The sequence below is a fragment of the Cohnella ginsengisoli genome, from assembly GCF_029525555.1.
Classification (GTDB): domain Bacteria; phylum Bacillota; class Bacilli; order Paenibacillales; family Paenibacillaceae; genus Cohnella; species Cohnella ginsengisoli.
Genome location: NZ_JAPDHZ010000002.1, coordinates 451652 through 477607, shown reverse-complemented (window position 1 = coordinate 477607; position 25956 = coordinate 451652). Strand labels below are relative to the sequence as shown.

Annotated in this window: 18 protein-coding genes and 3 pseudogenes; 17 read left to right on the top strand and 4 right to left on the bottom strand. The window is 60.5% G+C overall.

Translation table 11 applies throughout. The features are described from left to right. Window positions 1–98 precede the first annotated feature (98 nt). Window positions 99–554 carry a nucleotidyltransferase family protein gene (locus OMP38_RS02430; RefSeq protein WP_277565143.1) on the top strand — a complete coding sequence of 152 codons (456 nt, stop codon included), beginning with the start codon at window positions 99–101 and terminating at the stop codon, window positions 552–554. 605 nt (window positions 555–1159) lie between these two features. Here OMP38_RS02430 and OMP38_RS02425 read toward each other — a convergent pair. Then, window positions 1160–1987 (bottom strand): aldo/keto reductase, encoded by an 828-nt coding sequence (locus tag OMP38_RS02425; protein WP_277563720.1) that lies wholly within the window; start codon window positions 1985–1987, stop codon window positions 1160–1162. A 55-nt stretch (window positions 1988–2042) separates the two neighbouring features. Next, window positions 2043–3033: pseudogene (locus tag OMP38_RS02420) on the bottom strand (lipoate--protein ligase). A gap of 163 nt (window positions 3034–3196) precedes the next feature. Here OMP38_RS02420 and OMP38_RS02415 point away from each other — a divergent pair. From OMP38_RS02415 to OMP38_RS02395, 5 genes are all read left to right on the top strand, one after another. Then, entirely contained in the window at window positions 3197–4933 is a 1737-nt protein-coding gene (locus tag OMP38_RS02415) for an ABC transporter ATP-binding protein (protein ID WP_277565142.1), read from the top strand. A gap of 99 nt (window positions 4934–5032) precedes the next feature. Beyond that, the gene (locus OMP38_RS02410; RefSeq protein ID WP_277563719.1) at window positions 5033–6826 is read left to right on the top strand and encodes an ABC transporter ATP-binding protein; all 1794 of its coding nucleotides are present in this window, start codon (window positions 5033–5035) and stop codon (window positions 6824–6826) included. A gap of 94 nt (window positions 6827–6920) precedes the next feature. Further along, on the top strand, window positions 6921–7691 hold the full coding sequence (locus OMP38_RS02405) for a hypothetical protein (protein ID WP_277563718.1): 771 nt from the start codon (window positions 6921–6923) through the stop codon (window positions 7689–7691). A gap of 189 nt (window positions 7692–7880) precedes the next feature. Then, on the top strand, window positions 7881–8522 hold the full coding sequence (locus tag OMP38_RS02400) for a bifunctional 4-hydroxy-2-oxoglutarate aldolase/2-dehydro-3-deoxy-phosphogluconate aldolase (RefSeq protein WP_277563717.1): 642 nt from the start codon (window positions 7881–7883) through the stop codon (window positions 8520–8522). Then, on the top strand, window positions 8519–9499 hold the full coding sequence (locus tag OMP38_RS02395; protein ID WP_277563716.1) for a sugar kinase: 981 nt from the start codon (window positions 8519–8521) through the stop codon (window positions 9497–9499). The genes OMP38_RS02400 and OMP38_RS02395 overlap by 4 nt, the downstream gene beginning before the upstream one ends. Window positions 9500–9716: 217 nt before the next feature. On the opposite strand, the gene OMP38_RS02390 is transcribed toward OMP38_RS02395, so the two are convergent. Both OMP38_RS02390 and OMP38_RS35465 read right to left on the bottom strand, forming a co-directional pair. After that, window positions 9717–10166: a helix-turn-helix domain-containing protein gene (locus tag OMP38_RS02390; protein ID WP_277563715.1), complete on the bottom strand. Its 450-nt coding sequence runs from the start codon at window positions 10164–10166 to the stop codon at window positions 9717–9719. A 16-nt stretch (window positions 10167–10182) separates the two neighbouring features. Next, window positions 10183–10548, bottom strand: a pseudogene (locus OMP38_RS35465) (AraC family ligand binding domain-containing protein); the annotation flags it as partial. 116 nt (window positions 10549–10664) lie between these two features. Here OMP38_RS35465 and OMP38_RS02385 point away from each other — a divergent pair. From OMP38_RS02385 to OMP38_RS02335, 11 genes and pseudogenes are all read left to right on the top strand, one after another. Continuing rightward, a complete protein-coding gene (locus OMP38_RS02385; protein ID WP_277563714.1) occupies window positions 10665–12695 on the top strand; it encodes a beta-galactosidase in 2031 nt (676 codons plus the stop codon). 76 nt (window positions 12696–12771) lie between these two features. Beyond that, window positions 12772–13002, top strand: a complete 231-nt coding sequence (locus OMP38_RS02380) for a DUF3892 domain-containing protein (RefSeq protein WP_090113173.1) — start codon at window positions 12772–12774, stop codon at window positions 13000–13002. Between the two features lie 208 nt (window positions 13003–13210). Next, window positions 13211–14692 carry an L-arabinose isomerase gene (gene araA / locus OMP38_RS02375; RefSeq protein ID WP_277563713.1) on the top strand — a complete coding sequence of 494 codons (1482 nt, stop codon included), beginning with the start codon at window positions 13211–13213 and terminating at the stop codon, window positions 14690–14692. 385 nt (window positions 14693–15077) lie between these two features. Further along, on the top strand, window positions 15078–16211 hold the full coding sequence (locus OMP38_RS02370) for a methyl-accepting chemotaxis protein (protein ID WP_277563712.1): 1134 nt from the start codon (window positions 15078–15080) through the stop codon (window positions 16209–16211). Window positions 16212–16435: 224 nt separating this feature from the next. Next, window positions 16436–18346 carry a 1,4-alpha-glucan branching protein GlgB gene (glgB, locus tag OMP38_RS02365; RefSeq protein WP_277563711.1) on the top strand — a complete coding sequence of 637 codons (1911 nt, stop codon included), beginning with the start codon at window positions 16436–16438 and terminating at the stop codon, window positions 18344–18346. A gap of 40 nt (window positions 18347–18386) precedes the next feature. Further along, window positions 18387–19550: a glucose-1-phosphate adenylyltransferase gene (locus OMP38_RS02360; protein ID WP_277563710.1), complete on the top strand. Its 1164-nt coding sequence runs from the start codon at window positions 18387–18389 to the stop codon at window positions 19548–19550. Next, a complete protein-coding gene (glgD, locus tag OMP38_RS02355) occupies window positions 19550–20662 on the top strand; it encodes a glucose-1-phosphate adenylyltransferase subunit GlgD (protein WP_277563709.1) in 1113 nt (370 codons plus the stop codon). Before OMP38_RS02360 ends, glgD begins: the two co-directional genes overlap by 1 nt. A gap of 46 nt (window positions 20663–20708) precedes the next feature. Further along, window positions 20709–22139 (top strand): glycogen synthase GlgA, encoded by a 1431-nt coding sequence (gene glgA, locus OMP38_RS02350; protein ID WP_277563708.1) that lies wholly within the window; start codon window positions 20709–20711, stop codon window positions 22137–22139. 48 nt (window positions 22140–22187) lie between these two features. Then, window positions 22188–24182: pseudogene (locus OMP38_RS02345) on the top strand (glycoside hydrolase family 15 protein). Window positions 24183–24335: 153 nt separating this feature from the next. After that, entirely contained in the window at window positions 24336–25088 is a 753-nt protein-coding gene (locus tag OMP38_RS02340; protein ID WP_277563707.1) for a DUF1361 domain-containing protein, read from the top strand. A 39-nt stretch (window positions 25089–25127) separates the two neighbouring features. Further along, window positions 25128–25778, top strand: a complete 651-nt coding sequence (locus tag OMP38_RS02335; RefSeq protein WP_277563706.1) for a zinc-ribbon domain-containing protein — start codon at window positions 25128–25130, stop codon at window positions 25776–25778. The last annotated feature ends 178 nt before the right edge of the window (window positions 25779–25956 follow it).

Below are 25956 nucleotides of genomic sequence, written 5' to 3'. Positions count from 1 at the left end.
CGATGGACGAACGCATGCTGCTGTCGCTCGTTCGAGCGGACGAGGAGATGATGTCCGCGCTGCGGGCGGCCCGCGCGTTGAACCTGCCCGACTGATGGATCGCCGCCGGGTTCGTGCGAAGCAAGTTGTGGGACGTTCTGTCCGGTTCGACTACGCGCACGCGTCTGCCCGATGTCGACGTGATCTACTTCGACGCCGCGGATACGGACGAGGCAATCGAAAAACGGCATGAGGACGAGCTTCGCTCGAGAATGCCGAACGTGCCTTGGTCCGTGAAAAACCAGGCGCGCATGCATGTCATGAACGGCCGAGCGCCTTACCGGTCTTCGCTCGACGCCGTCGCGAATTACCCGGAGACCGCGACCGCGCTCGCCTTGACGCTCGGAGCCGACGGCCTGCCCGTGCTCGGCGCGCCGCACGGCCTGGCCGACGCTGTCGCTATGCGGGTCGCGCCGACGCCGGCGTTTAAAGACGATCCGGCGCTTCGCGCGATTTTCGAACGCAGGATCGAGGCCAAGCGATGGGACCAGACTTGGCCGGCGTTAGCTTTGTGAGGTGACACGGCCGGTGCTGCTCAGCATCAATCGATGATAGCGATAGAGGCAGACATGAATGTGGCTATCGCGCAAAAGTGCATGATTGACAGCCGTCCCCTTTCGTCGTTCCCTCTATCGCGCATAAGTGCAGCATTTTTACTCAATTAGTCCCGGTTCTCGCATACAGCGATGATCCATCGTGCACTTATGTACGATAGACCGCTAAACGCCCACAAACCAGCCTCGGATGCTGCACTTTTGCACGATAGCACCAGGCAGGAGCAGGATTGTTCCCGATGAGGAACAACCAGGCACCTTTCGCGCGTGAGAGAGCGGCGAAGTTCCTGGTCAGGAACACCTCGAGTACATTTGCTCGGGAGAAGGCAGCATTGTTCCCCATGAGGAACAACCTGCGCCGTTTGCGAGTGGGACTCCAGCGATGTTCCTAAATAGGAACAACCAGCCATATTTTGTGCGCGAGAGGCCGGCATGGCTCCTGGCAATCACACGCTCAATCGCATAAGGCGCGCAAGCTGTGCGAGATAACCGGATGGGCGCGCGTCAATCGAAAAGAAGCCGTCAACGCAGTCCCAACGGACATACGGCGACGGCTTCTTTTGGCGTTAGAACAGAAACTTTTCCGGATCGGCGCCGAACCGTTGGTCCCGGTTCAGGTCGTCGATAAGCGCCATCTCGTCCGCGCTCAGCACGAAGTCGAACACGTTCGCGTTTTCCGCGATGCGCGCCGGCGTCACCGATTTCGGAATCGTCACGACGCCATGCTGGATGTCCCAGCGCAGCACGACCTGGGCCGGCGATTTGCCGTGCTTCGCGCCGATCGAACGCAATACCTCATGATCGAGGTTGCCCTGCATGAGCGGGCTCCAAGCCTCGAGCTGGATGCGGTTTTCCCGGCAATAGCCGAGCAGGTCGCGCTGGGACAGGAGCGGATGGTATTCGACTTGATTGACCATCGGGACGAGGTCGCTGTGCCGTTTCAGCTCCTCCAGGTGCCGGATGTTGAAGTTGCTGACGCCGACGGCCTTCACGCGTCCGTCCGCATACAGCTTCTCGAACGCGCGCCATGTGTCGACGAATTTGTCGGTGCCCGGCCAATGAATGAGCAGCAGATCTACCGCGTCGAGTCCGAGGCGGCCGAGCGACGCGTCATAGGCGGCCAGCGTCTTGTCGTAGCCCTGATCGTCGTTCCAAATCTTCGTCGTGACGAACAATTCCGAACGCGGGACGCCGCCTTCGCGGATCGCCTGTCCGACGCCCGCTTCGTTTTTGTAGATCGCGGCCGTATCGATGCTCCGGTAGCCGGCGTCGAGCGCGGCGCGTACGGCGGAGACGACCTGCGCGTCGTTATCCATTTTCCAGACGCCGAGTCCCAGCCAGGGCATGCGTACGCCGTTATGCAGCACGGTGCAGGATTGAAGAGAGTTCGTCATCGTAAAGTGCCTCCAGTCGAGTATGGGTGATTGGATCGTCTAAGTTGTATCGGCTTCAGATCAGCAAATCCAGCCATTCTTCCATCGTGACCGCGCCGAAGTAAAAGGCCAAGTCCACGCCTTCGAACGCGGCCGCGAGCGACTCCCGGTCGTAACGCAGCCCTTGAAGCATCTCGGTCACGTCGCCGATCTCGCCCCGCCCGAAGAAGTCGCCGTATACGGCGGCTTCCGCGATGCGTCCTTCCTGCACGTTCATTCGAATATCGAAGGTGCCGGCGGGCAGGCGCTTGCGCTGCTGAACGTTGAATGACGGCGACAGGCCGTAATTCCAATCCCAGCTTCGGTAACGCTCGTCGGCCAGCTTGCGAACCGCTTCCCAATCCGGCTCGGTCAGCCGAAGCTGCGGAATGTCGGAGGCGCCGTGGAAGATCGAGGCGAGGATTCGGCCTCTGAAGGCTTCGATCGTCATCGGCTCCGCCAGAAACTCCGAGATGTTGGCGACGCGCGCGCGGATCGACTTGGTCGCCTTCGACTCGAACTTGAGCGGATTCGGCTTCAGCGCCGCGGATACGTCCTCCATGCGGGAATCGAACAGGAGCGTGCCGTGGCAGAACATCCGTCCGCCGGTCGCGAACATCGCGTTGCCCGATATTTTGCGTTCGCCGACTTGAATGTCGTTGCGGCCCGACAGCTCGGCATCGACGCCCATGTCGCGCAGCGCCTTGACGACCGGCTCCGTGAACTTGCGGAAGTTGTGGAACGAATTGCCGTCGTCCTTGGTAATGAAGCTAAAGTTCAAATTGCCGAGATCGTGATAAACGGCACCGCCGCCGGACAGCCTGCGGACGACGTCTATGCCGTGCGCCTCGGTGTAGGCCGAATTGACTTCTTCGGCGGTGTTCTGATTTTTACCGATGATGATGGAAGGCCTGTTGACGTAAAAAAAGCAGGATCGGCTCGTCCCCGGACAGCTTGCGAAGGGCATACTCCTCGAGAGCCAGATTAAGGGCGGGATCGTTGCCTCCGCCGTTGTCGATAAAAAGCAATGCCGTCTGCCTCCCGTCGAATGTGCGTCCTCTCTATTTTATGCCATTTGAGACTTGCGGACAAACTCGCTTTGGTTCATATTGAATTCATAATTGAAGGATAGGGTAGGGATATCCTTTTGTTCAAAAGCAACAACCTAGTAATCGGGAGAGGATGACGTACATGTTAAAGCTGTTCAGACTGCTCGCGCCGTACAGGGCCCTCGTCGTCCTGGTCATGGCGCTGATCCTGCTGCAGTCGCTGTCCGAGCTGTACCTGCCGACCTTAATGGCGGACATCGTCGACGAAGGCATCGTCAAGCGCGGCGGCGATACCGCTTACATCCTGCGGATCGGCGGCTTCATGCTCGCCGTGGCGCTCGTCGGCACCGGCGTATCGATCCTGGCGAGCTATTACTCGTCGCGCATATCGGCGGGCTTCGGACGGCTCGTCCGGGGCAAGGTTTTTTCCCGCGTCGAGCAGTATTCGCTGCAGGAGTTCGACAAGATCGGCACCGCCTCGCTGATCACCCGCACGACCAACGACATCAACCAGGTACAGCAGGTGCTCATGATGATGCTGCGGATGATGGTCATGGCGCCGATGATGAGCATCGGCGGCATCATCATGGCCGTCTCCAAGGACGCCCGGCTGTCGCTCGTGCTCGTCGTGGCCGTACCGGTACTCGTTCTGACGATCGTCCTGGTCGCGCGCAAAGGCATCCCTTTGTTCAGAGTCATTCAAAAAAAGCTCGATAAGCTGAACCTCGTGCTTCGCGAGGGTCTGACGGGCATCCGCGTTATCCGATCGTTCGGACGCATCGGGCACGAGCAGGCGCGATTCGTCGAAGCGAACCGCGACCTCACGGACACCTCCGTACGGGTCAACCAGATTATGGCCGTCCTCTGGCCGCTCATGATGCTGATCATGAACTTTTCGAGCGTCGCGATCATCTGGTTCGGGGGCCTTCGGGTCAGCCACGGCCATATGGAGGTCGGGGACCTGATGGCGTTCCTCCAATACGCGATGCAAATCATGTTCTCGATGCTCATGCTGTCGATGATGTTCGTCATGGTGCCGCGCGCGTCGGCTTCGGCCGTCCGCATCAACGAGGTACTGGAAATGTCGCCCGTCGTGAACGACGCGCCGCACGCGCGTGCCGGCCGTACGGAGCTGCGAGGCGTCGTCGAGTTCGACGATGTCACGTTCAGCTATCCCGGCGCAGAGCAGCCCGCGCTTAAGAACGTCAGCTTCCGGGCGGACCCCGGCGAGGTGACCGCGATCATCGGAGGTACGGGCTCAGGCAAGTCGACCCTCGTCAATCTGATCCCTCGCTTCTACGACGTGGATTCGGGCAGCATCCGGATCGGCGGCACAGACGTGCGGGAGCGTCCTCAAACGGAGCTTCGATCGCAGATCGGCCTCGTGCCGCAGAAGGCGGTGCTCTTCACCGGATCGATCGCGGACAATATCCGTTACGGCAAAGAAGACGCGACGGACGAGGAGCTTCGCCATGCCGCTGAGATCGCGCAAGCGGCCGACTTCATCAACGGAATGGAAGGCGGCTACGGCGCGCATATCGCCCAAGGCGGCACCAACGTATCCGGCGGGCAGAAGCAGCGGCTCTCCATCGCCCGCGCGCTCGTGCGGCGGCCGGACATCTATATTTTCGACGACAGCTTCTCGGCGCTTGACTTCAAGACGGACGCGAAGCTTAGAGCCGCGCTGAAGAGCGAGACGACGGAGGCGACCGTCCTGATCGTCGCGCAGCGCGTAAGCACGGTCATGGACGCAGATCGCATCATCGTGCTCGACGACGGGGAGATCGCGGCCGTCGGCACGCACAAACAATTGCTGCAATCGAGCGAGATCTATAAAGAAATCGTGTCTTCGCAGCTGACGGAGGAGGAGATCGCATGAGCCAGCAACCAGGCGCAGGCAGAGGGGAACCCCCCGCGACAGGGCGGCGGACCGGGCGGGCCCGGCCCATTCGGCGGTCATCCGGGCGGAAGGCCGGGCATGCCGGTGCAGAAGGCCAAGGACTTCAAAGGCACGTTCCGCAGGCTGGTCGGCTATTTGAAGCCGTTCCGTTTCACGCTGATTACGGTGTTTGCCGCGGCAATCGTAAGTACGGTCTTTTCCATTCTTAGCCCGAAGATTCTCGGGCATGCGACGACGAAGTTGTTCGCGGGTATCATAGATCCGAACGCCAAGATCGACTGGCCCGGCATCGAGACGATCATCGCTTGGCTGATCGGTTTGTACGTGCTGAGCGCCGTCTTCAGCTACATCCAACAATACTTGATGGCCGGCGTCGCCCAGCGTACCGTCTACAAGCTGCGCAACGACGTCAACGAAAAGCTCGCCCGCCTGCCGCTCAAGTTTTTCGATTCGCGCACGCACGGAGAGATCCTGAGCCGCGTCGTCAACGACGTGGACAATATCAGCAACACGCTGCAGCAAAGCCTGACGCAGCTCATTACATCCGTCGTCACGATCATCGGCGTCATCGTCATGATGCTGACGATCAGTCCGCTGCTGACGCTCATCGTGCTGCTGACGCTTCCGCTCAGCTTCCTGGTCATCAAGGCGATCGCGGGCAAGTCGCAGGGCTACTTTATCGGCCAGCAAAAAAATCTCGGCGAGCTGAACGGCCACGTCGAAGAGATGTATACCGGCCACCAGATCGTCAAGGCTTACGGCCACGAACGGAAGGCGGTCGAGAAATTCGACGCCATCAACGATCGGCTGTACGACGCCGGCTGGCGCGCGCAATTCGTCTCCGGCATCATGATGCCGCTCATGAGCTTCATCGGCAACATCGGGTATGTCGCGATCAGCGTCGTAGGCGGCGTGCTCGTCACGCGCCAGGCGATCAACATCGGGGACATCCAGGCGTTCATTCAATACGCGCGGCAATTCACGATGCCGATCACCCAGACCGCGAACATCGCCAATATCATTCAATCGACGGTCGCATCGGCGGAGCGGGTGTTCGAACTGCTCGACGAGAGCGAGGAGATGCCCGAGGAGAAAAAGGAACTCGATCCCGCTCACGTCGTAGGCCACGTAGCGTTCAAACATGTGGATTTCAGCTACAAGGAAGACGTGCCGCTCATCGCGGATATGAACATCGACGTGAAGGCCGGTCAAACCGTCGCGATCGTCGGGCCGACCGGCGCGGGCAAGACGACGCTCGTCAACCTGCTCATGCGTTTCTACGAAGTGAACGGCGGGACGATTACGGTCGACGGCACCGATATTTCCAAGCTGAAGCGCGGCAACCTTCGCAGCCTGTTCGGCATGGTGCTGCAGGATACATGGCTCTTTGGCGGCACGATCCGCGACAACATCGCTTACGGCCGCGCCGGCGCGACCGAGGCGGAGGTGGTGGATGCCGCGAAGGCGGCGTTCGCGGATCACTTCATCCGCACGCTGCCCGACGGGTACGACACCGTGCTGAACGAGGAAGCCTCGAACTTGTCGCAAGGGCAAAAGCAACTGCTTACGATCGCCCGCGCCATTTTGGCCGACCCAGCGATTCTGATTCTCGACGAAGCGACGAGCAGCGTCGATACGCGGACCGAGGCGAACATTCAGACGGCGATGAACAGGCTCATGCAAGGCCGCACCAGCTTCGTCATTGCGCATCGCTTATCGACGATCCGGGAGGCCGATCTGATCCTCGTCATGAACAAGGGGACCGTGATCGAACAGGGCACGCACGAGGCGTTGCTTGCCAGCGGCGGTTTTTACGCCGACCTGTACAACAGCCAATTTTCCGGCGGCAGATTTTCGGAAGACGCGAGCTGAAGTGAAGTTTTATCCCCATTTCAGATTTTGTTCACGATCCATTCATTTGCCCGTGATACCTTGCTGATAGGACATGGGAGGAGATGGTGGGCGAATGAACAAAAAATGGACAGTGCTTGCGTGGGCGGCGTTAACGGTTGCATTGCTGGCGGGCTGCGGCTCCAAAGCCGACGATGGCGGGGCTGCGGCGATTGCGCAGGCGGCTGTCGGCGACCAGCCCGGCGCCGCCGCTGCGGGCGATCAGGCTGCGGCCGGTCAAGGCGGCGGCTTCGGCGGCATGCAGGCGATGGGAACGCTAGGGAAGATTAAGAGCGTGAACGGCAATACAATTACGATCTACAAGTCTTCGTTCCAGCCCGGACAAGGCGGCGGTCGAATGGGCGGCAACCGCCAGGGCGCCGGCCAGAACGCGGGCGACGGCGCCGCGCCAAGCGGAGACGCGCAGCCGCCGAGCGGCGATCCGCCGCAGCAAGGGGCGGATCGCCAAGCCGGCGGGCAGGCTGGACAAGGCGGGGCTGGCGGACAAGCGGGTCAGGGAGGCCAGCGGCCCGATATGGCCAACATGTTCACCGAAGAAACCGAGGATATCACGGTTACCGACGCGACGAAGATTTACAAGACGGAGATGGCGGACGGACAGCGGACGGAGACCGAGATCGCCATCGGGGATCTGAAGCCGGACGACGTCATCACGGTGACGCTGAAGGAAGGCGCGCAAGAGGCCGAATCGATCCGCCTGGGCGGCCTCGGTGGCGGCTTCGGCGGCGGTATGCGCGGCGGACAAGGTCAAGGCCAGGTGCAAGGCCGGGTGCAAGGCCAGGGTAAGACCCAAGCGGACGGACAGCAGGCTGCGACCGGCGCCTGACCGAAGCTTATATTATATGGGGCCATTCCCGTATCATTTGGACCGCATTTCCGTATCAAAACACGGAAATGCGGTTTATTTGCGTTTATTTAAGTTTATTTATGTCGCATTCCTAACTTTATCTTGGCCGATGATGGTGATAAACTGAAATTATTGGCGTTTTGAATCGCATGGGGAGAGTGGTTGGAGATGAAAAAGCTGCTTGAGGAGCTGTCCCGCGAAAAAATCGTGGCGATCATCCGGGGCATCGACGAAGCGAACGGCGACCGGACGGCGAAGGCGCTGGCTGACGGGGGAATCGTGTTCCTGGAGGTTACGCTCAATACGGACGGCGCCCTCGGGATGATCTCCCGTTTTCGCGAAGGCTATGCGGGCAAGCTTCGAATCGGCGCAGGCACGGTGCTGGATATCGGGCAAGCCAAAGAAGCGGTGGCGGCGGGCGCCGAGTATCTCATCTCGCCGAACCTGGACGAAGAGATTGTCTATTACGGCGCGGAGAACGGCATTGAGGTATGGCCGGGCACAATGACGCCGACCGAGATCGTCAAGGCGTACAAAGCGGGCGCGTCGGCAGTCAAAGTGTTCCCGTTCGCATCGCTGGGGGCAGGCTATCTCAAGGAAATCCGCGCGCCGCTCAATCACATCCCGATGATCGCGACGGGCGGCGTTAACCTGGGCAACATTCAATCCGTATTCGACGCCGGCGCGGTGGCGGTCGGCTTGGGCGGCAATCTCGTCGACAAGCGATTGATCGCCGAGGGCCGGTTCGACGAGCTGACGGCGCGCGCCCGCGCGTTCGCCGACGCCGTACGCGAAGGAGCGGGAGCATGAGCGCGAACTGGGCGGACGTCGTCACGATCGGCGAGAGCATGGTGCTGATGCAGCCCATCCATGACGGACCGCTGGCCTACGCGCCGCTTTTCACGCGCTCCGTCGCCGGCGCCGAATCGAACGTGGCGATCGGCTTGTCTCGAATGGGATTGAAGGTACGCTGGATCAGCCGTCTCGGCAAAGATCCGTTCGGGGATCTGATCTTGTCGACGCTGGCGGGCGAGGGCGTGGACACGAGCCTGGCCGAACGGGACGACAGCCATCCGACCGCGATCTATTTCAAAGAATTCAAAGGATACGGCGATCCCAACGTCTATTACTACCGCAAAGGCTCGGCGGCCAGCACGCTGACGCAGGAACATATCCGTCCCGAATGGTTCGCGAACGCGGGACATCTGCATGTGACGGGCATCACGCCCGCGCTCAGCTACGGTGCCGAGAACGCGATCCGCGCGGCGATGATCGCCGCCCGCAACGAGGGCTTGTCCGTCTCCTTCGACCCGAACCTGCGCCGCAAGCTCTGGTCCGAGGAAAAAGCGCGTCAGACGCTGCTGTCCCTGATTCCGCTTTGCGACGTGTTCATGCCGGGGCTCGAGGAGGCCGAGTTTCTGCTCGGGACGAAGAGCGAGGCCGAATACGGCGCCGACTTCTTGGGCATGGGGCCGAAGACCGTCGTGCTGAAGCTGGGCGAGCAGGGCTCCGTTGCCTTTTCCTCGCAGGCCGCCGTCATGGCGGAGCCGCATGTCGTGAAGCGCGTCGTCGATACGGTCGGCGCCGGAGATGCCTTTGCGGCGGGCTTCCTGTCCGCATGGCTGGAAAACGAGCGTCAGAGCGACAGCGCCTACCTCAAGGCCGCGCTCGATCGCGCGAACCTGCTCGGCGCGCTGGCGACGCAGTTCAAAGGCGACTGGGAGGGCTTGCCCCGCCGGGAAGAGATGCTGCGTCTCCTGGACGGCGGCCAGGAAGTGACGCGCTAAAGAGTCGCGTCCGCTATTTTGCTATTTGCCCGCAACGCGGCACGCAGCACGAAATAACGATACGCGACATCGTTATTTGCCTGAAACGCGATTCGCGGCACAAAAATAACGATACGCGACATCGTTATTAGTTCTCCAAATAGAAGGCCTCCACAACCATACGCGCGGTATCCCCAAGTCTCAGGTCTAATTGCCTGGACAGCAGGAACCCGCGTTTTTATTCGTACAGCTGCCTAAACTTGTCTGGCGGCAGCCCGGTTTTGCGCCTGAACGTGGCGACGAAGTGGCTCGTATCGCGAAAACCCGCGAACGTCGCGATTCGCGAGACGGTCTCCTGCGGACGGCCGATCAGCATCTCCTTCGCTTTGCGAATCCGCAGGTCGATGAGATAGTTGTAGGGGGACTGGCCGAACGCCCGTCTGAACAGCTCGTTCATCGTGCTGGGCGGCATGCCGAGCACCGCTCGCATGTCGGCCAAGCCCGCGTCGGGATCGGCATAGTGCCGTTCCATCCATTCGATGAGCGGACGCAGCCGCTCCGACGCGCGGTCGACCGAGTCCTGTCTGCCCGATCGGCCATGCCGCCGCAGCGTGAGCAGGAACCGATAGGCATCCGCGGACGCCTCCAGGCCGAACGGATCGTCGTCGGTCTCGGTTCGATCCAGCATCCGCTCCAAAAAATCGGCTAAGGGGGGAATCCCCTTCCCAGTGAATCGGCACCGGCTCGACCAGGCCGAGCGCGATCAGCATCGTCGCCGCCGCGGTTCCGCCGAACGTTAAATACGCCGTCTCCCACGCCTCGGAGGCTGGTTCGTAGACATGCGCCTCCTCCGTCGGGACCAGGATGCCGGAGCCGGCAGGAAGGCTGTATTTTCTGCCGCTAACGGTAAACGCGCCTTCGCCGCTTAAAGTTTGCAGCCAATGGTAAAAAGGGTAACCGGACGGACGAGCGATTTTTCCTTCCTCGAGCACGGTTCCGATCGTCTCGACGAACAAGGGGAGCTGGCCTGTCTGCCCGGAGGGGATCGCGAATCTTCTGTATGTCCGCATTTGCGCAGCACTTCCTGTTGTTTTCTTATATCGAATCGGGCAATGATTATATTTAGCGGGACATCGGACTGCGTTAAGATGAAGATATAATTATATGATAAAGGATGTGCGCGCGCATGATCAACGATAAGCTGCCGAAAATCTGGTACGGCGGAGACTACAATCCGGAGCAATGGGATGCGCAAACATGGGCCGAGGACGATCGGATGTTCAAGCTTGCCGGCATCGACGTGGCGACCGTTAACGTATTTTCCTGGGCGTTGATTCAACCTGACGAGACTACTTACGACTTCGCTTGGCTGGACGAGACGATCGACCGGCTTTACCGCAATGGCGTGTACGTCTGCCTGGCGACGGGCACGGGCGCGCATCCGGCTTGGATGGCTCGCAAATATCCGGAGGTCACGCGGGTCGACTATCAAGGCCGCAAGCGCAAATTCGGCGGACGGCACAACTCCAATCCGAACAGTCCGGTCTACCGTCGGTTCGCCAAGGCGCTCGCGGGCAAGCTCGCGGAGCGTTACAAGGACCATCCGGCCGTACTGATCTGGCATATCTCCAACGAATACGGCGGGTACGATTACAGCGAGCAGTCGGAAGCGGCTTTCCGGACGTGGCTGCAGGCGCGCTACGGCACGCTTGACGCCCTCAACAAAGCTTGGAACACCCGGTTTTGGGGACACACGTTTTACGATTGGGAAGAGATCGTGCTGCCGAACGCGCTGAGCGAGGAGTGGGACGGCAACCGGACGAACTTCCAGGGCATTTCCCTCGATTTTCGAAGATTCATGTCCGACAGCCTGCTCGAATGCTATCGGATCGAATACGACGAGATCAAGAAGCATACGCCGCATCTGCCGATTACGACGAATCTGATGGGGCTGTATCCGGAGCTGGATTACTTTAAATGGGCGCCGTACCTGGACATCATCTCGTGGGACAATTATCCGTCGCTCGATACGCCGGTCAGCCTCACCGCGATGACGCATGATCTCATGCGCGGCCTGCGGCAAGGGCAGCCGTTCATGCTCATGGAGCAGACGCCGAGCCAGCAGAACTGGCAGCCGGTCAACACGCTGAAGCGTCCCGGCGTCATGCGCCTTTGGAGCTACCAAGCGGTCGCGCGCGGCGCGGATACCGTGATGTTTTTCCAGCTTCGCCGTTCGATCGGGGCCTGCGAGAAATATCACGGCGCCGTCATCGAGCACGTCGGGCACGAGCATACGCGCGTATTCCGCGAATGCGCGGAGCTTGGCGTGGAGCTCGGCCGCCTCGGCGACAGCCTGCTCGACGCCAGGAGCGGCGCGCGCGTGGCGATATTGTTCGACTGGGAAAACCGCTGGGCGCTCGATCTGTCTAGCGGGCCGACCGTGCATCTGAAGTACGTCGACGAAGTGCACAAGTATTACGATGCCTTGTTCAAGCAGCACATCCCCGTCGACATGATCGGGGTGGAGGACGATCTTGGCGCGTACGACATCGTCATCGCTCCGGTACTCTATATGGTGAAGCCGGGCTTCGCGCAGCGGGCCGAAGCGTTCACGGCGGCCGGCGGCACGTTCGTGACGACGTTTTTCAGCGGCATCGTGAACGAGAGCGACATCGTGACGGTCGGCGGCTACCCGGGCGAGCTTCGCAAGCTGCTCGGCATATGGGCGGAGGAGATCGACGCGCTGTTCCCGGACACGACGAACGCGATCGTCGTCAAGGACGCCGGGCAAGGCCGCTTGTCGGGCAGTTACGAATGCAGAATATTGTGCGACTTGATCCATGCCGAGAGCGCGCAGGTCGTCGCCGAGTACGGCCGCGACTTTTATGCGGGCATGCCTTCCGTAACGGTGAATCGCTTCGGAGAGGGAGAGGCCTGGTACGTTGCAACGAGCCCCGAAGCCTCCTTCCTCGAGGATTTGCTCGGACAGCTGTGCGAGGATAAGGGGATTCTGCCGCTCGTCAGCGCGCCGGCCGGCGTAGAGTCGACCGTGCGCGTCAAGGGCGAAGATCGCTTCCTCTTCCTGCTGAACCACAATCCCGAGCCTGCCGTCGTCAAGTTCGACGTGAACGGCACCGAACTGCTGACCGGCGCCGACGCGCCAGGGCGCGTAGAAGTGCCCGCGCGTGGCGTGATGATCATCGCCGGCAAAGGCTGAGCGGCGGTTGGACACGTTAACGGCGAATAATGTGATTCGATCGGCGGCATGCTAACCTCGACAGGAGGTGGAAGACATGGCGGATCGTGAACAAGTCGTAGGCGTTCGCAAAAACGGCGACGGCGACATCGTGGAGCTGAAGCTGTCTTCGGGCCAAGTGGTAGGCTACAAAGAAGCGCAGCAGATGGCGAAAAACGACCAGATCGAAAACGTCAACGTTTTCCGCGGCCGCGACGGCGACGAGCATCTGCGCTCGAACCCGGACGGACGGGAAGACAACAATCTCGACAACCTGCCCGGATTCTGAGGGGGAGAGTGCTACCGAGGCGCCGCCGAAACCGCTTGACTGAAGCGGCTTCGGCGGCTTCTTTTTTCGTCGTGCTTAAAAATCTTTTAACATGTACATACAAGTGTTGATTGCATGCGCGATATTCGTTATTATGAAAGTGTAAAGGTACGTACAAGTTGAATCGCAATAATCGAGTTGATTCGCTCTTATCCAAGGAGGTAGCGTCATGCTTCAAGTGAAACCCTATACGTTTTGGTTCATTACCGGCAGCCAGCATCTGTACGGTCCGGACACGCTGGAAGAAGTGGCCGCCCACTCCCGCGAGATCGCGGAAGCGCTGACCGGGCGCGTCTTGTATCCGGTCCTGTTCAAGCCTGTCGTGACGACGCCGGAAGAGATCCGCCGCGTGCTGAACGAAGCGAACGTCGACGAGGATTGCGCCGGCGTCATCACGTGGATGCATACGTTTTCCCCGGCCAAAATGTGGATCGCGGGTCTGACGGAGCTGCGCAAGCCTTTGCTCCACCTGCATACGCAATATAACCGCGACATTCCTTGGGATTCGATCGACATGGACTTCATGAATACGAACCAAGCCGCGCACGGGGACCGCGAATACGGATTCATCGGCGCACGCCTCGGCATCGCCCGCAAGGTCGTCGTCGGCCATTGGAGCAGCGAGGATGTCCATGCCCGCGTCGGCGCATGGCAGCGCACGGCCGTCGCCTGGAACGAGAGCAAGCGGCTTAAGGTCGTCCGGTTCGGCGACAATATGCGACAAGTCGCGGTGACCGAAGGCGACAAGGTCGAAGCGCAAATCAAATTTGGCTGGTCGGTCAATACGCATGGCGTAGGCGACCTCGTTCAATACGTCAACAAGGTGACCGACGCTGAAGTCGAAGCGCTTCTCGGCGAGTACGCCGAGCGCTACGAAATCGTCGAAGCGGGCCGCTCCGACGGACCCGTGCGCGATGCGATCGCCTATCAGGCTCGCTTGGAGATCGCGATGAAGCGATTCCTGGAAGAGGGCGGCTTCACGGCATTCACGACGACGTTCGAGGATCTGCACGGTCTCGAGCAGCTGCCCGGCCTCGCCGTACAGCGCTTGATGGAGCAGGGATACGGCTTCGCCGGCGAAGGGGACTGGAAGACCGCGGCGCTTACGCGTTTGATGAAAATCATCGCGGGCGGCAAGGATACCTCTTTCATGGAGGACTACACGTACCACTTCGAGCCGAGCAACGAGCTTGTGCTGGGCGCCCATATGCTGGAGGTATGCCCGACGCTCGCGGCTTCGAAGCCCCGCATCGAGGTTCATCCGCTCGGCATCGGCGGCAAGGCCGACCCGGCGCGCATCGTTTTCGACGGCAAAGGCGGCAAGGCGCTGAACGCCTCGATCGTCGATCTGGGAACCCGATTCCGCCTGATCGTGAACGAAGTGAACGGGGTGCCGGTCGAACGCGAGATGCCGAAGCTGCCAGTCGCGCGCGTCCTATGGAAGCCGGAGCCGTCGCTCTCGGCTGGCGCGGAGGCTTGGATTCTGGCCGGCGGCGCGCATCATACCGTCTATTCGTTCGCGGTGACGACGGAACAATTGCTCGATTTTGCCGAGCTGGCAGGCATCGAGACGATCGTCATCGACGCATCGACGAACGCGAGGCAGCTTAAAAACGAGCTGCGGTTCGGCCAGGCCGCCTGGGGCCGCTGATCCGCGAGAAGGCAACCGCCGGAACCTGCGTTCCGGCGGTTTTCGTTTTTTCGCCCGCTAGATTCGTTCGTTCGCCACCCGTTCACCACCCGTTCACCATTCGTTTGCGATTCGGACAAGCGATGGACGCATTTTCGACACGCTTCGAAACAGCGAATGTCACCGAATAGACAAGAGGATGAGACAGGCCGAAGTCGAATTTTGTCTAATAGGCGAATTGACAGAATGATGGAGGCTTCGACATGAACAAAGGGATGGGAATCGTCGCGAAAATGGTCGTCGGCATTACGCTGGTGTCCGGCATCACTTATGCGACCAGCGCTTTCGTACTGCTGGAAATGAAAAAAAACGTTTGATTTCATGCCTTTTTTGGGTATTCGTTCTTTTGACGCTGGCGCTCGGCGTTTTTTGGACGGGGCTGTTCGGTTTATTCGCGGCCAGATGGCTGCTGCGTCCCCTGCTCTCGCTGACGGCCGCCGCCAAGGAGGCGGAGCAAGGCAATCTCGGCGTGCGCGTGCACGCGAGCGGAACCGGGGACGAGCTCGCGCAGCTCGGGGCGGCGTTCCAGGGCATGCTCGACCGGCTGAAGACCATTACGGGCAGCATACTGGACAATTCGGCGCAGACGGATCAGCATGCGGCCGAGCTCCAGGGCGCGATCTCGCAAGCGGCGCTTCGAATCGAGGAGATGTCGCGCCATGCCGAGCGGATCACCGAGGGCACGGAGAGGCAGTTCGCGTCCGCCGAGGCGATGCAAGCGTCGGTCGAACGGCTGGCCGACGCCGCCCGTATCGCCGACGAGAGCGCCGCGGCCGCCAAGGATAAGACCGAGCGCATGAACGGCACGGTCGCGCGGAGCGAGGCGGTCTTCAGCTCGCTCGTGTCCGGCATGGATCAACTGGCCGAGCAGAACCGCACGGCGCTCGAGATCGTGAACCGTCTGAGCGACAATGCCGACAAGATCGGATCCATCTCGAACGTCGTCGGCGACTTCGCCGAGCAGACGAACCTGCTCGCGCTCAACGCTTCGATCGAAGCGGCGAGGGCCGGCGAGGAAGGCAAAGGCTTCGCGGTCGTCGCCCAGGCCGTCATGACGCTGGCGGGACAAAGCGCTAGCGCGGTCAAGGATATTCGTCAACTGATCGCGCAGATTCAAGCCGAAGTCGGCGCATGCGTCGGGCATATCCAGCGCCAGGCCCAAGTGGCGGAGCATGAATCGGAACAGGGCAAAGCATCCGCCGAAGCATTCGGCATCGTGGCCAGGGAAGCCGCCGAAGTCGGCTCGATCGTGGAGCGGATCGCGAGCCGGATGTCCGAGCAGGCCGAGCAGGCCGGCCGGGCGCTTGGCGAAGCCCGCAGGGTGGCCGAGGTGGCAGGCGAGATTCGCGGCGGGGCCGAGCAGGTGTCCTCTTCCTCGCAGGAGCAGACGGCGGTGATGGAGGAGATCGCGGCTTCGTCCGAATCGCTCCGGGCCAAGTCGCTGACGCTCAAGGAGCAGGCCTCGTATTTTAACCGATAAGCGCATGGACGGCTGCTGCAGCCTCCCGTTCCAGTCCTTTGGATAGGACTGACGCGGGAGGTTATTTTATCGCAAATGCCGGAACTTTTTTTAGGAAAGGCGGATGAAAAGGGAGGAACATTCCTCTATAATAAACATAATACAGTTGTTGCATGTGAGGAAAAATGACAAAAATTTAACGCAATTGGCGATCCCGCCGCTTTGTCCGCCAAGGAGGGTCCGATATGACGACCGGTACGGCATCGGTATCGCAGCATGATCTGTATTTGTATAACAACGGAGAATTGTTTCGCGCTTATCGCGCATTCGGCGCGCATCCGTGCGAACGGGACGGCGAACGCGGCACGAGATTCGCCGTGTGGGCCCCGCATGCCCGCGAAGTCAGGGTGGCCGGCGACTTTAACGGCTGGCGCGGAGCGTCGCATCCCCTCGCGCCGTCGGGTTCGACCGGCGTCTGGCAGGGGTTCTTTCCCGGCATCGGCGAGGGCGCGGCTTACAAGTACGAGATCGTGGACGCAGCCGGACGCGTCTTCCTCAAATCCGACCCGTTCGCGTTCTTTTCGGAACTTCGCCCGGGAACCGCTTCCGTGGTGGCGAATTTGGATAATTATTCTTGGGGAGACCATTCGTGGCAGGAGAGGAGGAGCCGAAGCAAGCCCTACGAACGGCCGATGCTCATCTACGAGGTGCATCTGGGCTCCTGGCGAATCGACGGCCCCGAGCAATTTTGGTCCTACGAGCGGCTCGCGCACGAGCTCGTCGATTATGTCGCGGACAACGGATATACGCATATCGAGCTCCTGCCTGTCACGGAGCACCCGTTCGACCGTTCCTGGGGCTATCAGACGACCGGCTATTACTCGGCCACCAGCAGGTACGGACACCCCGACGGACTGAAAAAGCTCGTGGACCGGTGCCATGAGCGCGGAATCGGGGTACTTCTGGATTGGGTGCCCGGTCATTTTTGCAAGGACGATCACGGACTGCGCCGGTTCGACGGCCAGCCGCTCTACGAGCCCGCCGATTGGCGCGTCGCCGAAAAGCCGCTCTGGGGCACGCTGGCCTTCGATTTCGGAAGGCCCGAGGTTCAGAGCTTCCTCATCTCGAACGCGCTCTTCTGGATGGACGTGTACCATATCGACGGCATACGGGTCGACGCCGTGGCGAGCATGATCGACCTGAACTTCGACAAGCCGCCGGAAATGCACACGAGGAACAAGCGCGGCGGCGTCGACAATCTCGACGCGCTTGCCTGGATCCGCAAGCTGAACGAGGTCGTGTTCCGCTATTACCCGAACGCGCTCGTCATCGCCGAAGATTCCTCGGCTTGGCCGGGCGTCACCGCTCCCGTGTATCTGGGCGGGCTGGGGTTCAATTACAAGTGGAACATGGGTTGGATGAACGACATGCTCAAGTACATGGAGACCGAGCCTGCTCATCGATCCGGGGTGCACAATTTGGCGACCTTCTCCATGATGTATGCCTACGCCGAGAATTACGTGCTCCCGCTATCCCACGACGAAGTCGTGCACGGCAAGCGGTCGCTGCTTAACAAGATGCCCGGCGCTTACGAACAGAAGTTTTCGAATCTCCGGCTATTTTACGGCTACTGGATGACGCATCCGGGCAAAAAGCTGCTCTTCATGGGCGGCGAGTTCGGACAGTACGACGAGTGGAAGGACCTGGGCGAGCTTGACTGGCCGGTACTCCGGTACCCGCTGCACGATTCGATGCGGCGATTCACGCGGGACCTCGGTTCGTTATACCGGAACGAGGCCGCGCTGTGGGAGCAGGATCACTCGCCCGAAGGCTTCAGATGGATCGACGCGGATAATGCCGCCCAGAGCGTGCTTTCCTATATCCGGTTCGGCAAGAAAAGGAAGGCGCATCTCGTGGCCGTCTGCAATTTCTCGGCAGCCGCCTATCCGGTTTTTCGCTTGGGCGTGCCGACGGGCGCTTCATACCGTCTGGCGATGAACAGCGACGCCGTAGACTACGGCGGTTCCGGCGCGCCGATGCCCCGCAAGTTCAAAGCGGAGCGCAGCCCGATGCACGGCCAGCCCTTCAGCATGGAGATCGTACTGCCTCCGCTGACGTTCCTGCTCTTCGAGCCGGACGCGTCCGCGGAGGACTAGTCAAGCCTGGCACATTCTCAAAGAGAGCGGGGAGAGCAGGATGCATAAGAGCGAATGCATTGCCATGCTGTTGGCAGGCGGCGAAGGCCGTCGGCTCGGCGTATTGACCAAGGACCTTGCGAAGCCCGCCGTGCACTTCGGCGGCAAGTACAGAATCATCGACTTTACGCTAAGCAACTGCGTGAATTCAGGGATCGATACGGTGGGCGTCCTGACCCAATACCAACCGCTCGTACTCAATCAATACCTCGGCATCGGCAGCTCGTGGGGGCTCGACCGAAGAGGCGGCGGCATGCATGTCCTGCCGCCTTACGTCCGCTCCAAAGGCGGCACATGGTACAAAGGCACCGCTAACGCGATCTATCAGAACATGGGCTTCATCGAAGGCTACGACCCCGAGTACGTGCTTATCATTTCAGGCGATCATATCTACAAAATGGACTACGACGAACTTCTCGAATCCCACAAGCGGAATCGCGCCGACGCGACGATCGCGGTCATCACCGTGCCGTGGGCGGAGGCGAGCCGCTTCGGCATCCTGAGCGTGGACGAGGACGACCGCGTCGTCGAGTTCGCCGAAAAACCGAAGCAGCCCAATAGCAATCTTGCGTCGATGGGCGTTTATATTTTCACGTGGAAGGTTCTGAAGGAAGCGCTGATCCGCGACGAAGCGACGCAGGGCTCGTCGAACGACTTCGGCAAGGACATCATCCCGACGCTGCTCGAAGACGGCGCGCGACTGTTCACCCACCGGTTCGAAGGATACTGGAAGGACGTAGGGACGATCGATTCGCTCTGGGAGGCCAATATGGACCTGCTGGAGGATGAACCTGCGCTGAACCTCAATGACCGGTCCTGGCGCATCTATTCCGTCAACCCGAACATGCCGGCTCATTATTTGTCGCCGTCGTCAAGCGTTCAGAGCTCGCTCATCAACGAAGGCTGCGTCGTCGAAGGGACCGTCAACCGTTCGGTGCTCTTCCAGTGCGTCACCGTAGGCGAAGGCAGCTTCATCGAGGATTCGGTCATTATGCCGAACGCGAAAATCGGAAAAAACGCGCGGATCGTGCGCGCGATCGTCGGCGACGGGGCGGTCGTCGGAGACGGCTGCGTCATCGGCAGCGCGGACGCCGCAGAGATCGCCGTCGTCGGCAGCGGCGACCGCATCGAAGCCGAAGCCAAACTCGAGGAGGCGAAGTCCTGATGAAACTGCCGCTCATGGGCGTCATCAACCTGATTCACGAGACGGAGGACATGGGCCCGCTCACGAGCGCCCGCTGCCTCGCCACGGTGCCGTTCGGCGCCCGCTATCGCTTGATCGACTTCGTCCTGTCCTCGATGGTGAATTCGGGCATGAACAAGGTCGCCGTCTTCGCCCATACGAAGTACCGTTCGCTGATGGACCACCTGGGCTCGGGCAGCAACTGGGACCTGCACAGCAAGCAAAGCGGCCTGTTCGTGCTGCCTCCGTCGATGGAGGATCAGTCCGACTTCGGCAAAGGCGACCTGTACCAGTTTTACCGGCACCGGGATTACTTCGCGCGCAGTCCGCTCGAATACGTTGTCGTCGCGCGCAGCCATATGGTATGCAACATCGACTTCGCCAAGGTGCTCGAGCAGCACCGCGAACGCGGCTCGGACATTACGGTCGTATGCAAGGACTGGCCGGATGCGGTGACGGGGTTGACGCGCAAAGCGAAGCTGGACGCGGACGGCCGCATCGTCGACATGCAGGATCACTTCGGCAGGCTGGCGAGCGACGTCGTCTCGATGGAGATGTACGTTCTTCGCAAGGAGCTGCTGCTCGACCTGGTCGACACCTCGCTCGCGCAAGGCAAGGACCACTTCGTCCGGCACGCCGTCATGCCGCGGCTCGGCGAGCTGAAGGTCGACGCTTACATGCATGAAGGCTTCCTTGGGGTCGTGAACAACATTCCGTCCTATTACAAGCACAGCCTCGAGCTATTGGATCCGAGGGTGTGGAACGAGCTGTTCTTCGAACCGGGTCCGATCTTCACCAAGGTAAAAGACGAACCGCCTACCCGCTATCGCGCCGGCTCCGCGGTGACCGGCTCGCTCATCGCGAACGGCTGCGACATCGAAGGCCGCGTGGAGGGAAGCATCCTGTTTCGCGGCGTCAAGGTGCACAAGGACGCGGTCGTGCGCAATTCGATCGTCATGCAAAACGGGGTCATCGGCGAGCACGGCCTGCTGTCGAATTGCATCTTGGACAAAGAAGTGGAAATCCGCAGCGACCAACAGCTGATGGGCGCTTCCGACCTGCCGTACATCGCGCTAAAGCGCAAAATCATTTAAAATATTCGATTCTACGAGAAAAAATCCAACTCATCGGAGGTGTTCCATGAACGTTTGGTTCGTGGCGTCCGAAGGCGTCCCTCTCGTCAAGACGGGAGGGCTCGCGGACGTCATCGGGGCTCTGCCCAAGGCGCTCGGCGGTCGCGGCATCGAAGTGACCGTCGTCCTCCCCAAGTACGGGAGCATACCCGACGCTTATCTGGAAGACGCGGCTTTCAAAGGCTATTACTATATTACGATGGGATGGCGCAGGGAGTATTGCGGGCTATACGAGGTTATGGCCGACGGCGTGCGTTTTCTCTTGATCGACAACGAGTTTTACTTCAGGCGCGAGTCGCCTTACGGCTACGGTGACGACGCGGAGCGCTTCGTGTTTTTCAGCTTCGCTGCGGTCGAGGCGATGCTGCGCGAGGAGACGCTTCCCGACGTCGTGCATTGTCACGACTGGCAGACCGGTCTCGTACCGTTTCTGCTGCGCACGAGGTACGCCTATGAGCCGGCCGTACAACGCGTGCGGACGGTATTTACGATCCACAATTTGCAATATCAAGGCGTGTTCTCTCGCGAATTGCTGCAGGATCTGCTCTCCGTCGGCGACGACGCCTTTACGGGCGACAGCCTTGAATTTTACGGCGCCGCAAGCTGCATGAAGGCGGGACTGCGCTTCGCGGACAAGCTGACGACCGTCAGTCCATCTTATGCGCTCGAGATTCAGACGGCCGAATACGGAGAAAAGCTCGACGGCGTGCTGCGCCAGCGGGCGGGCGATCTGGTCGGCATTTTGAACGGTATCGACACGCAATCGTACGATTCGATGACCGATTCGGCGCTTCACGTACGATATCGGGATTCGCTCGCGAAAAAGCGGCAGAACAAGCCGGCGCTTCAGCGCGAGTTAGGACTGGCCGAGGATGCGAATGCCCCCCTCATCGGCGTCGTCTCGCGAATGGTCGGGCAAAAGGGCTTCGACTTGATTTTGGACAGCCTCCCCGCCTTGATGGACGAAGGCGCCCAGCTCGCCGTGCTCGGTTCGGGGGACCCGCACTTCGAACATCTGCTCGGCGAAGCGATTCGCCGGTACCCGGGACAGCTCGCGGTCTGGTTTGGCTTCAACGAGGGACTCGCGAGGCGGATCTACGCTTCGTCCGACATGTTCCTGATGCCCTCGCGCTTCGAACCGTGCGGCCTTAGCCAGCTCATCTCGCTGCGCTACAGGACGGTGCCGATCGTGCGGGAGACAGGCGGGCTCAAAGACACGGTCGAGCCGTTCAACGAGTTCGCCGGTACCGGCACCGGCTTCACCTTCGGCCCGGCGAGCGCGCACGACCTGATCTTTACGGTGCGCCGCGCGCTCCGTTTTTACCGGGAAGAGCCCGAAGCCTGGAAGCGCATCGTGAACAACGGCGCGAAGCGGGACTACGGTTGGGGTAGCTCGGCCAAGCAGTACGAACTACTATATAGAGAGCTCGTTAAATAGGGGACGGTCCGCGGCAAGGGCGGTCCAATAGGAGAGGGGAATGCTGGCATGGCCCGACATCTCGTGATCGGCAACGGCAAGATGCTCATCAATCTCGACGATCATTGCTTCATCCGCGATCTTTATTTCCCGTTCGTCGGCCAGCTCAACCATATCGGCGGGCAGCAATGCCGGTTCGGCATCTGGTGCAACGGCTCCTTCGTATGGCTCGACGACCCGTCTTGGCGGATCGAGCTCGGCTACATCGAAAATTCGCTCGTCACGAACGTGGTCGCCAGACATGACGGACTCGGCCTCGAGCTGTACGTCAACGACGGGATTCACCAGCGGGAGAGCATCTATATGAAGCGCGTCGTCGTTCGCAATCTGACGGGGGGAACCGAAGGACGTGCGCGTGTTTTTCCACCAGGACCTGATGATCGACGGCAACGAGGTCGGCGACACGGCGGCATACTATCCCATGAACCGTACTGTATTCCATTACAAGCGTTCCTCCTACTTCATGTTCAACGGCCGTTCCCAGACCGGCGGCATCTACCAGTTCACGACCGGCATCAAGCGATTCCATTCGGCCGAAGGGACTTGGCGCGACGCCGAGGACGGCGAGCTGATGGGCAACGCGATCGCCCAAGGCTCCGTCGACAGCACGATCAGCTTCAGGCTGGAGCTGCAGGGGAACGCCGAGAGCTCGCTTTATTACTGGATGTCCGTCGGCAGCGACCTTGAGGAGGTCAAGCGGCTCGATCAATACGTACTCGAGAGCCATCCCGAAAAGCTGCTGAGCCGCATCGTCATCTATTGGAACCACTGGCTGACGAAGGTCGGCACGCAGTATCAGTTCGGCGATCTGCCGCCGGAGGTCGTGCGGCTGTTCAAGCACAGCCTGCTCATCGTTCGTACGCAGATCGACGAGCGCGGCGCCATCTTGGCCGCCAATGATACCGACATCCTTCAATATAACCGCGACCACTACAGCTACATGTGGCCGCGCGACGGCGCGCTGATCGCGGACGCCATGTCGCTGGCCGGCTACCACGGCACGATCGCGCCGTTTTTCCACTTCTGCAACGATGCGCTCGCGCCAGAAGGCTATTTGTACCACAAGTACAATCCGGACGGCACGGTCGGCTCCAGCTGGCATCCGTACGTCGTGCACGGCCTGCCCCGGCTGCCGATCCAGGAGGACGAGACGGCGCTCGTGCTGTTCGCGCTCTGGAAGGATTACGAGCGTCACGGAGAGATCGAGCTGCCCCAGTCGCTGTATCCGAGCCTCGTGCGCAAAGCGGCGTCCTTCCTGTGCGACTATATCGAGCCTTCGCTCGGATTGCCGCTCCCGAGCTACGATCTGTGGGAGGAACGCTACGGCATCTGGACGTACACCTCGGCGTCCGTCTACGGCGGCCTGATGGGAGCCGCGTACTTCGCGGACCTGTTCGGCGATTACGAGCGCAGCGACCGCTATCGCAACGTGGCGGAGCGGATCAAGCTCGGCATGCTGACGCATTTGTGGGACGAAGAAGCCGGCCGCTTCGCGCGGGGGGCTCGCGCTGCGGGACGGCAAGTGGGAGAAGGACATGACGATCGAGAGCAGCGTATTCGGCCTGTTCGAATTCGGCGTGCTCCCGGCGAGCGACGAACGCGTCGTCCGTACGATGCATGCGATCCAGCAGGGGCTGTCGATCAAGACCGACATCGGGGGGGATCGCCCGGTACACGAACGACTATTATTTCCAACAGTCCGACGACCTGGATCGCGTACCCGGCAACCCGTGGATCATCTGTACGCTGTGGGTCGCGTACTTCCAGATCGAGACCGCGACCAGCCTGGCCGATCTCGAAGCGCCGCGCATCACGCTCGAGAAGATCGTCCGTTCGACGCTCGAGGGCGGCAACATGCCGGAGCAGATTCATCCGACCCAGGGTACGCCGCTCTCCGTGGCGCCGCTCACCTGGTCGCACGCGACCTACATTAAGACCGTATGCCTTTACGTTCGCAAACACGAGGAGCTCGCCGCAGCCGCGCTTAAGGGCAGCGCCGTATAAGGCGCGTTCAAGTAATCTCCGGCGAAGGTCGACTGCCATCCCAAGGCGGAAGCCGGCGGGATGGCTTTTTATTTTTAGCGCTTAAACGCAACTTTTCCCCGTCATTCGGTGTAAATAGGACAGTAACAAGCATTGAGAGGAGGTAACGCAACGATGAGCCGCAATCAACCGCGCGCTGCAGCCGAGCCGCTTGTCACGCCGGCATTTTTAATCCTTTGCTTCACGTCGCTGCTGTGCCTGTCCATGCTCGTCGTCAGGGAAGCGCAGGTCGGCGATGCCCGCTACCGGTTCCTGCTATGGAATTTGTTCCTGGCCTGGCTCCCGCTCGTCGTCTCGATGGCGGCCGCCGGGGCAAACCGATTGCTTGCGGGGATGCCGGCTGCGCGCGGAGCGATGCTGCTGATCCTCGGGATCGGCTGGCTGCTGCTTTATCCGAACGCGCCGTATTTGACGACCGACTTGATCCACTTGATCATGAATCCCACCTATAGCTGGCGGCAGTCTTCCGAATCGCTGCTCCTTTGGTACGATCTGATCGTCTTTTTCCTGTTCGCTTGGTGCGGCTTGCTGCTCGGCTACTTGTCGATGCGCCAATTCCATCGTCTCGTCTCCCGGTATTTAGGAGATGCGGCGGGCTGGCTGTTTATCGTGGCCGTCTCGTTCCTCGGCGGGTTCGGCGTCTATTTGGGGAGAGTCATCCGGCTGAATAGCTGGGACGTCGTATTCAGTCCGTTCAGGCTGGCGAACAGCGTTATCGGCGGCATCAACGCGAACGGCGCGATTTTGACGATTTTGTTCGGCATGCTCATCCTGATCGTTTATTTGTCGCTATACGGCCTCGGCTTCCAACGCGGGCCCGGTCAGGGCGGCGGCGTTGCCCGGGACGGGGCCGGCGGGTTATCATAGTACATAGCTACAGTTGCTCGAGTCTAGGAGGCGGAATTCATGAGTTTCTTCAAAAAGTTAACGGAGACAGTCAGCAAAGGGGTCAGCACCGCCACGGAGAAGGCCCAACAGACCGTCGAGATCACCAAGCTCCACTCGCAAATCGCGGGCAAGCGCAAGGAGATCGAGCGTCAATATAATGAAATTGGAGAAGCCGTCTTCAAGGCGTACTTAGCCGGCGACTTGTCCAAGGCGGAGAGCGAAGTCATCCCGGCCTGCCAGGTCATCGCGGACAAAGACCGCGAGATCGACGCCTTGGAGGACCGTATTCGCGAGCTGCGCAACGAAAAGGAATGCGAGTGCGGACAGCGCGTTCCGTTCCAGACCCGCTTCTGCCCGGCTTGCGGCAAGCCGTTCCCGGAGCCGGTGCCGGCGGCGCCTGCGGCCGAGATTCCGGCCGAAGACGAGTTGTCCGTGCTGCCCGAAGACGCGGCTTCCGATCGCGCGTCGCAGGCGATCGATATTTATCCGGAGGATGAGTCCGCGGACGAAGCTTGGGCTGCTAGCCGTTCCGTTCCCGCTGAGGAGCCGGCGGCGGCCGAGCCTCCGCCGCCTGCCAAGCCGACCGTGCAGGTCTGCACGGCGTGCGGATCGGAAATGCCGGAGGAAGCGAGATTTTGCCAGGATTGCGGCAATCCGATGTATCCTTGAATCCAGGTTGACGACGCATCTGGGGGTTGTAAGGCCGTCGAAGCGGCTTGCATGTCGCTTCGACGGCTTTTTTTGTGCGTGTAAGGGTTCATGCAAAATGAAGGACATGGAATGAATTGTGTTATAAAAAGTTACGCAATAGAAGGGTGAGATCATATGAAAATCAAAAAAAGTCGAA

What these genes read in the sequence shown, in the direction of transcription:
- OMP38_RS02425 (WP_277563720.1), bottom strand. Translation starts at nt 1,987, where the DNA reads ATGACGAACTCTCTTCAATCCTGCACCGTGCTGCATAACGGCGTACGC.
- OMP38_RS02415 (WP_277565142.1), top strand. Translation starts at nt 3,197, where the DNA reads ATGTTAAAGCTGTTCAGACTGCTCGCGCCGTACAGGGCCCTCGTCGTC.
- OMP38_RS02410 (WP_277563719.1), top strand. Translation starts at nt 5,033, where the DNA reads ATGCCGGTGCAGAAGGCCAAGGACTTCAAAGGCACGTTCCGCAGGCTG.
- OMP38_RS02405 (WP_277563718.1), top strand. Translation starts at nt 6,921, where the DNA reads ATGAACAAAAAATGGACAGTGCTTGCGTGGGCGGCGTTAACGGTTGCA.
- OMP38_RS02400 (WP_277563717.1), top strand. Translation starts at nt 7,881, where the DNA reads ATGAAAAAGCTGCTTGAGGAGCTGTCCCGCGAAAAAATCGTGGCGATC.
- OMP38_RS02395 (WP_277563716.1), top strand. Translation starts at nt 8,519, where the DNA reads ATGAGCGCGAACTGGGCGGACGTCGTCACGATCGGCGAGAGCATGGTG.
- OMP38_RS02390 (WP_277563715.1), bottom strand. Translation starts at nt 10,166, where the DNA reads ATGCTGGATCGAACCGAGACCGACGACGATCCGTTCGGCCTGGAGGCG.
- OMP38_RS02385 (WP_277563714.1), top strand. Translation starts at nt 10,665, where the DNA reads ATGATCAACGATAAGCTGCCGAAAATCTGGTACGGCGGAGACTACAAT.
- OMP38_RS02380 (WP_090113173.1), top strand. Translation starts at nt 12,772, where the DNA reads ATGGCGGATCGTGAACAAGTCGTAGGCGTTCGCAAAAACGGCGACGGC.
- araA (WP_277563713.1), top strand. Translation starts at nt 13,211, where the DNA reads ATGCTTCAAGTGAAACCCTATACGTTTTGGTTCATTACCGGCAGCCAG.
- glgB (WP_277563711.1), top strand. Translation starts at nt 16,436, where the DNA reads ATGACGACCGGTACGGCATCGGTATCGCAGCATGATCTGTATTTGTAT.
- OMP38_RS02360 (WP_277563710.1), top strand. Translation starts at nt 18,387, where the DNA reads ATGCATAAGAGCGAATGCATTGCCATGCTGTTGGCAGGCGGCGAAGGC.
- glgD (WP_277563709.1), top strand. Translation starts at nt 19,550, where the DNA reads ATGAAACTGCCGCTCATGGGCGTCATCAACCTGATTCACGAGACGGAG.
- glgA (WP_277563708.1), top strand. Translation starts at nt 20,709, where the DNA reads ATGAACGTTTGGTTCGTGGCGTCCGAAGGCGTCCCTCTCGTCAAGACG.
- OMP38_RS02340 (WP_277563707.1), top strand. Translation starts at nt 24,336, where the DNA reads ATGAGCCGCAATCAACCGCGCGCTGCAGCCGAGCCGCTTGTCACGCCG.
- OMP38_RS02335 (WP_277563706.1), top strand. Translation starts at nt 25,128, where the DNA reads ATGAGTTTCTTCAAAAAGTTAACGGAGACAGTCAGCAAAGGGGTCAGC.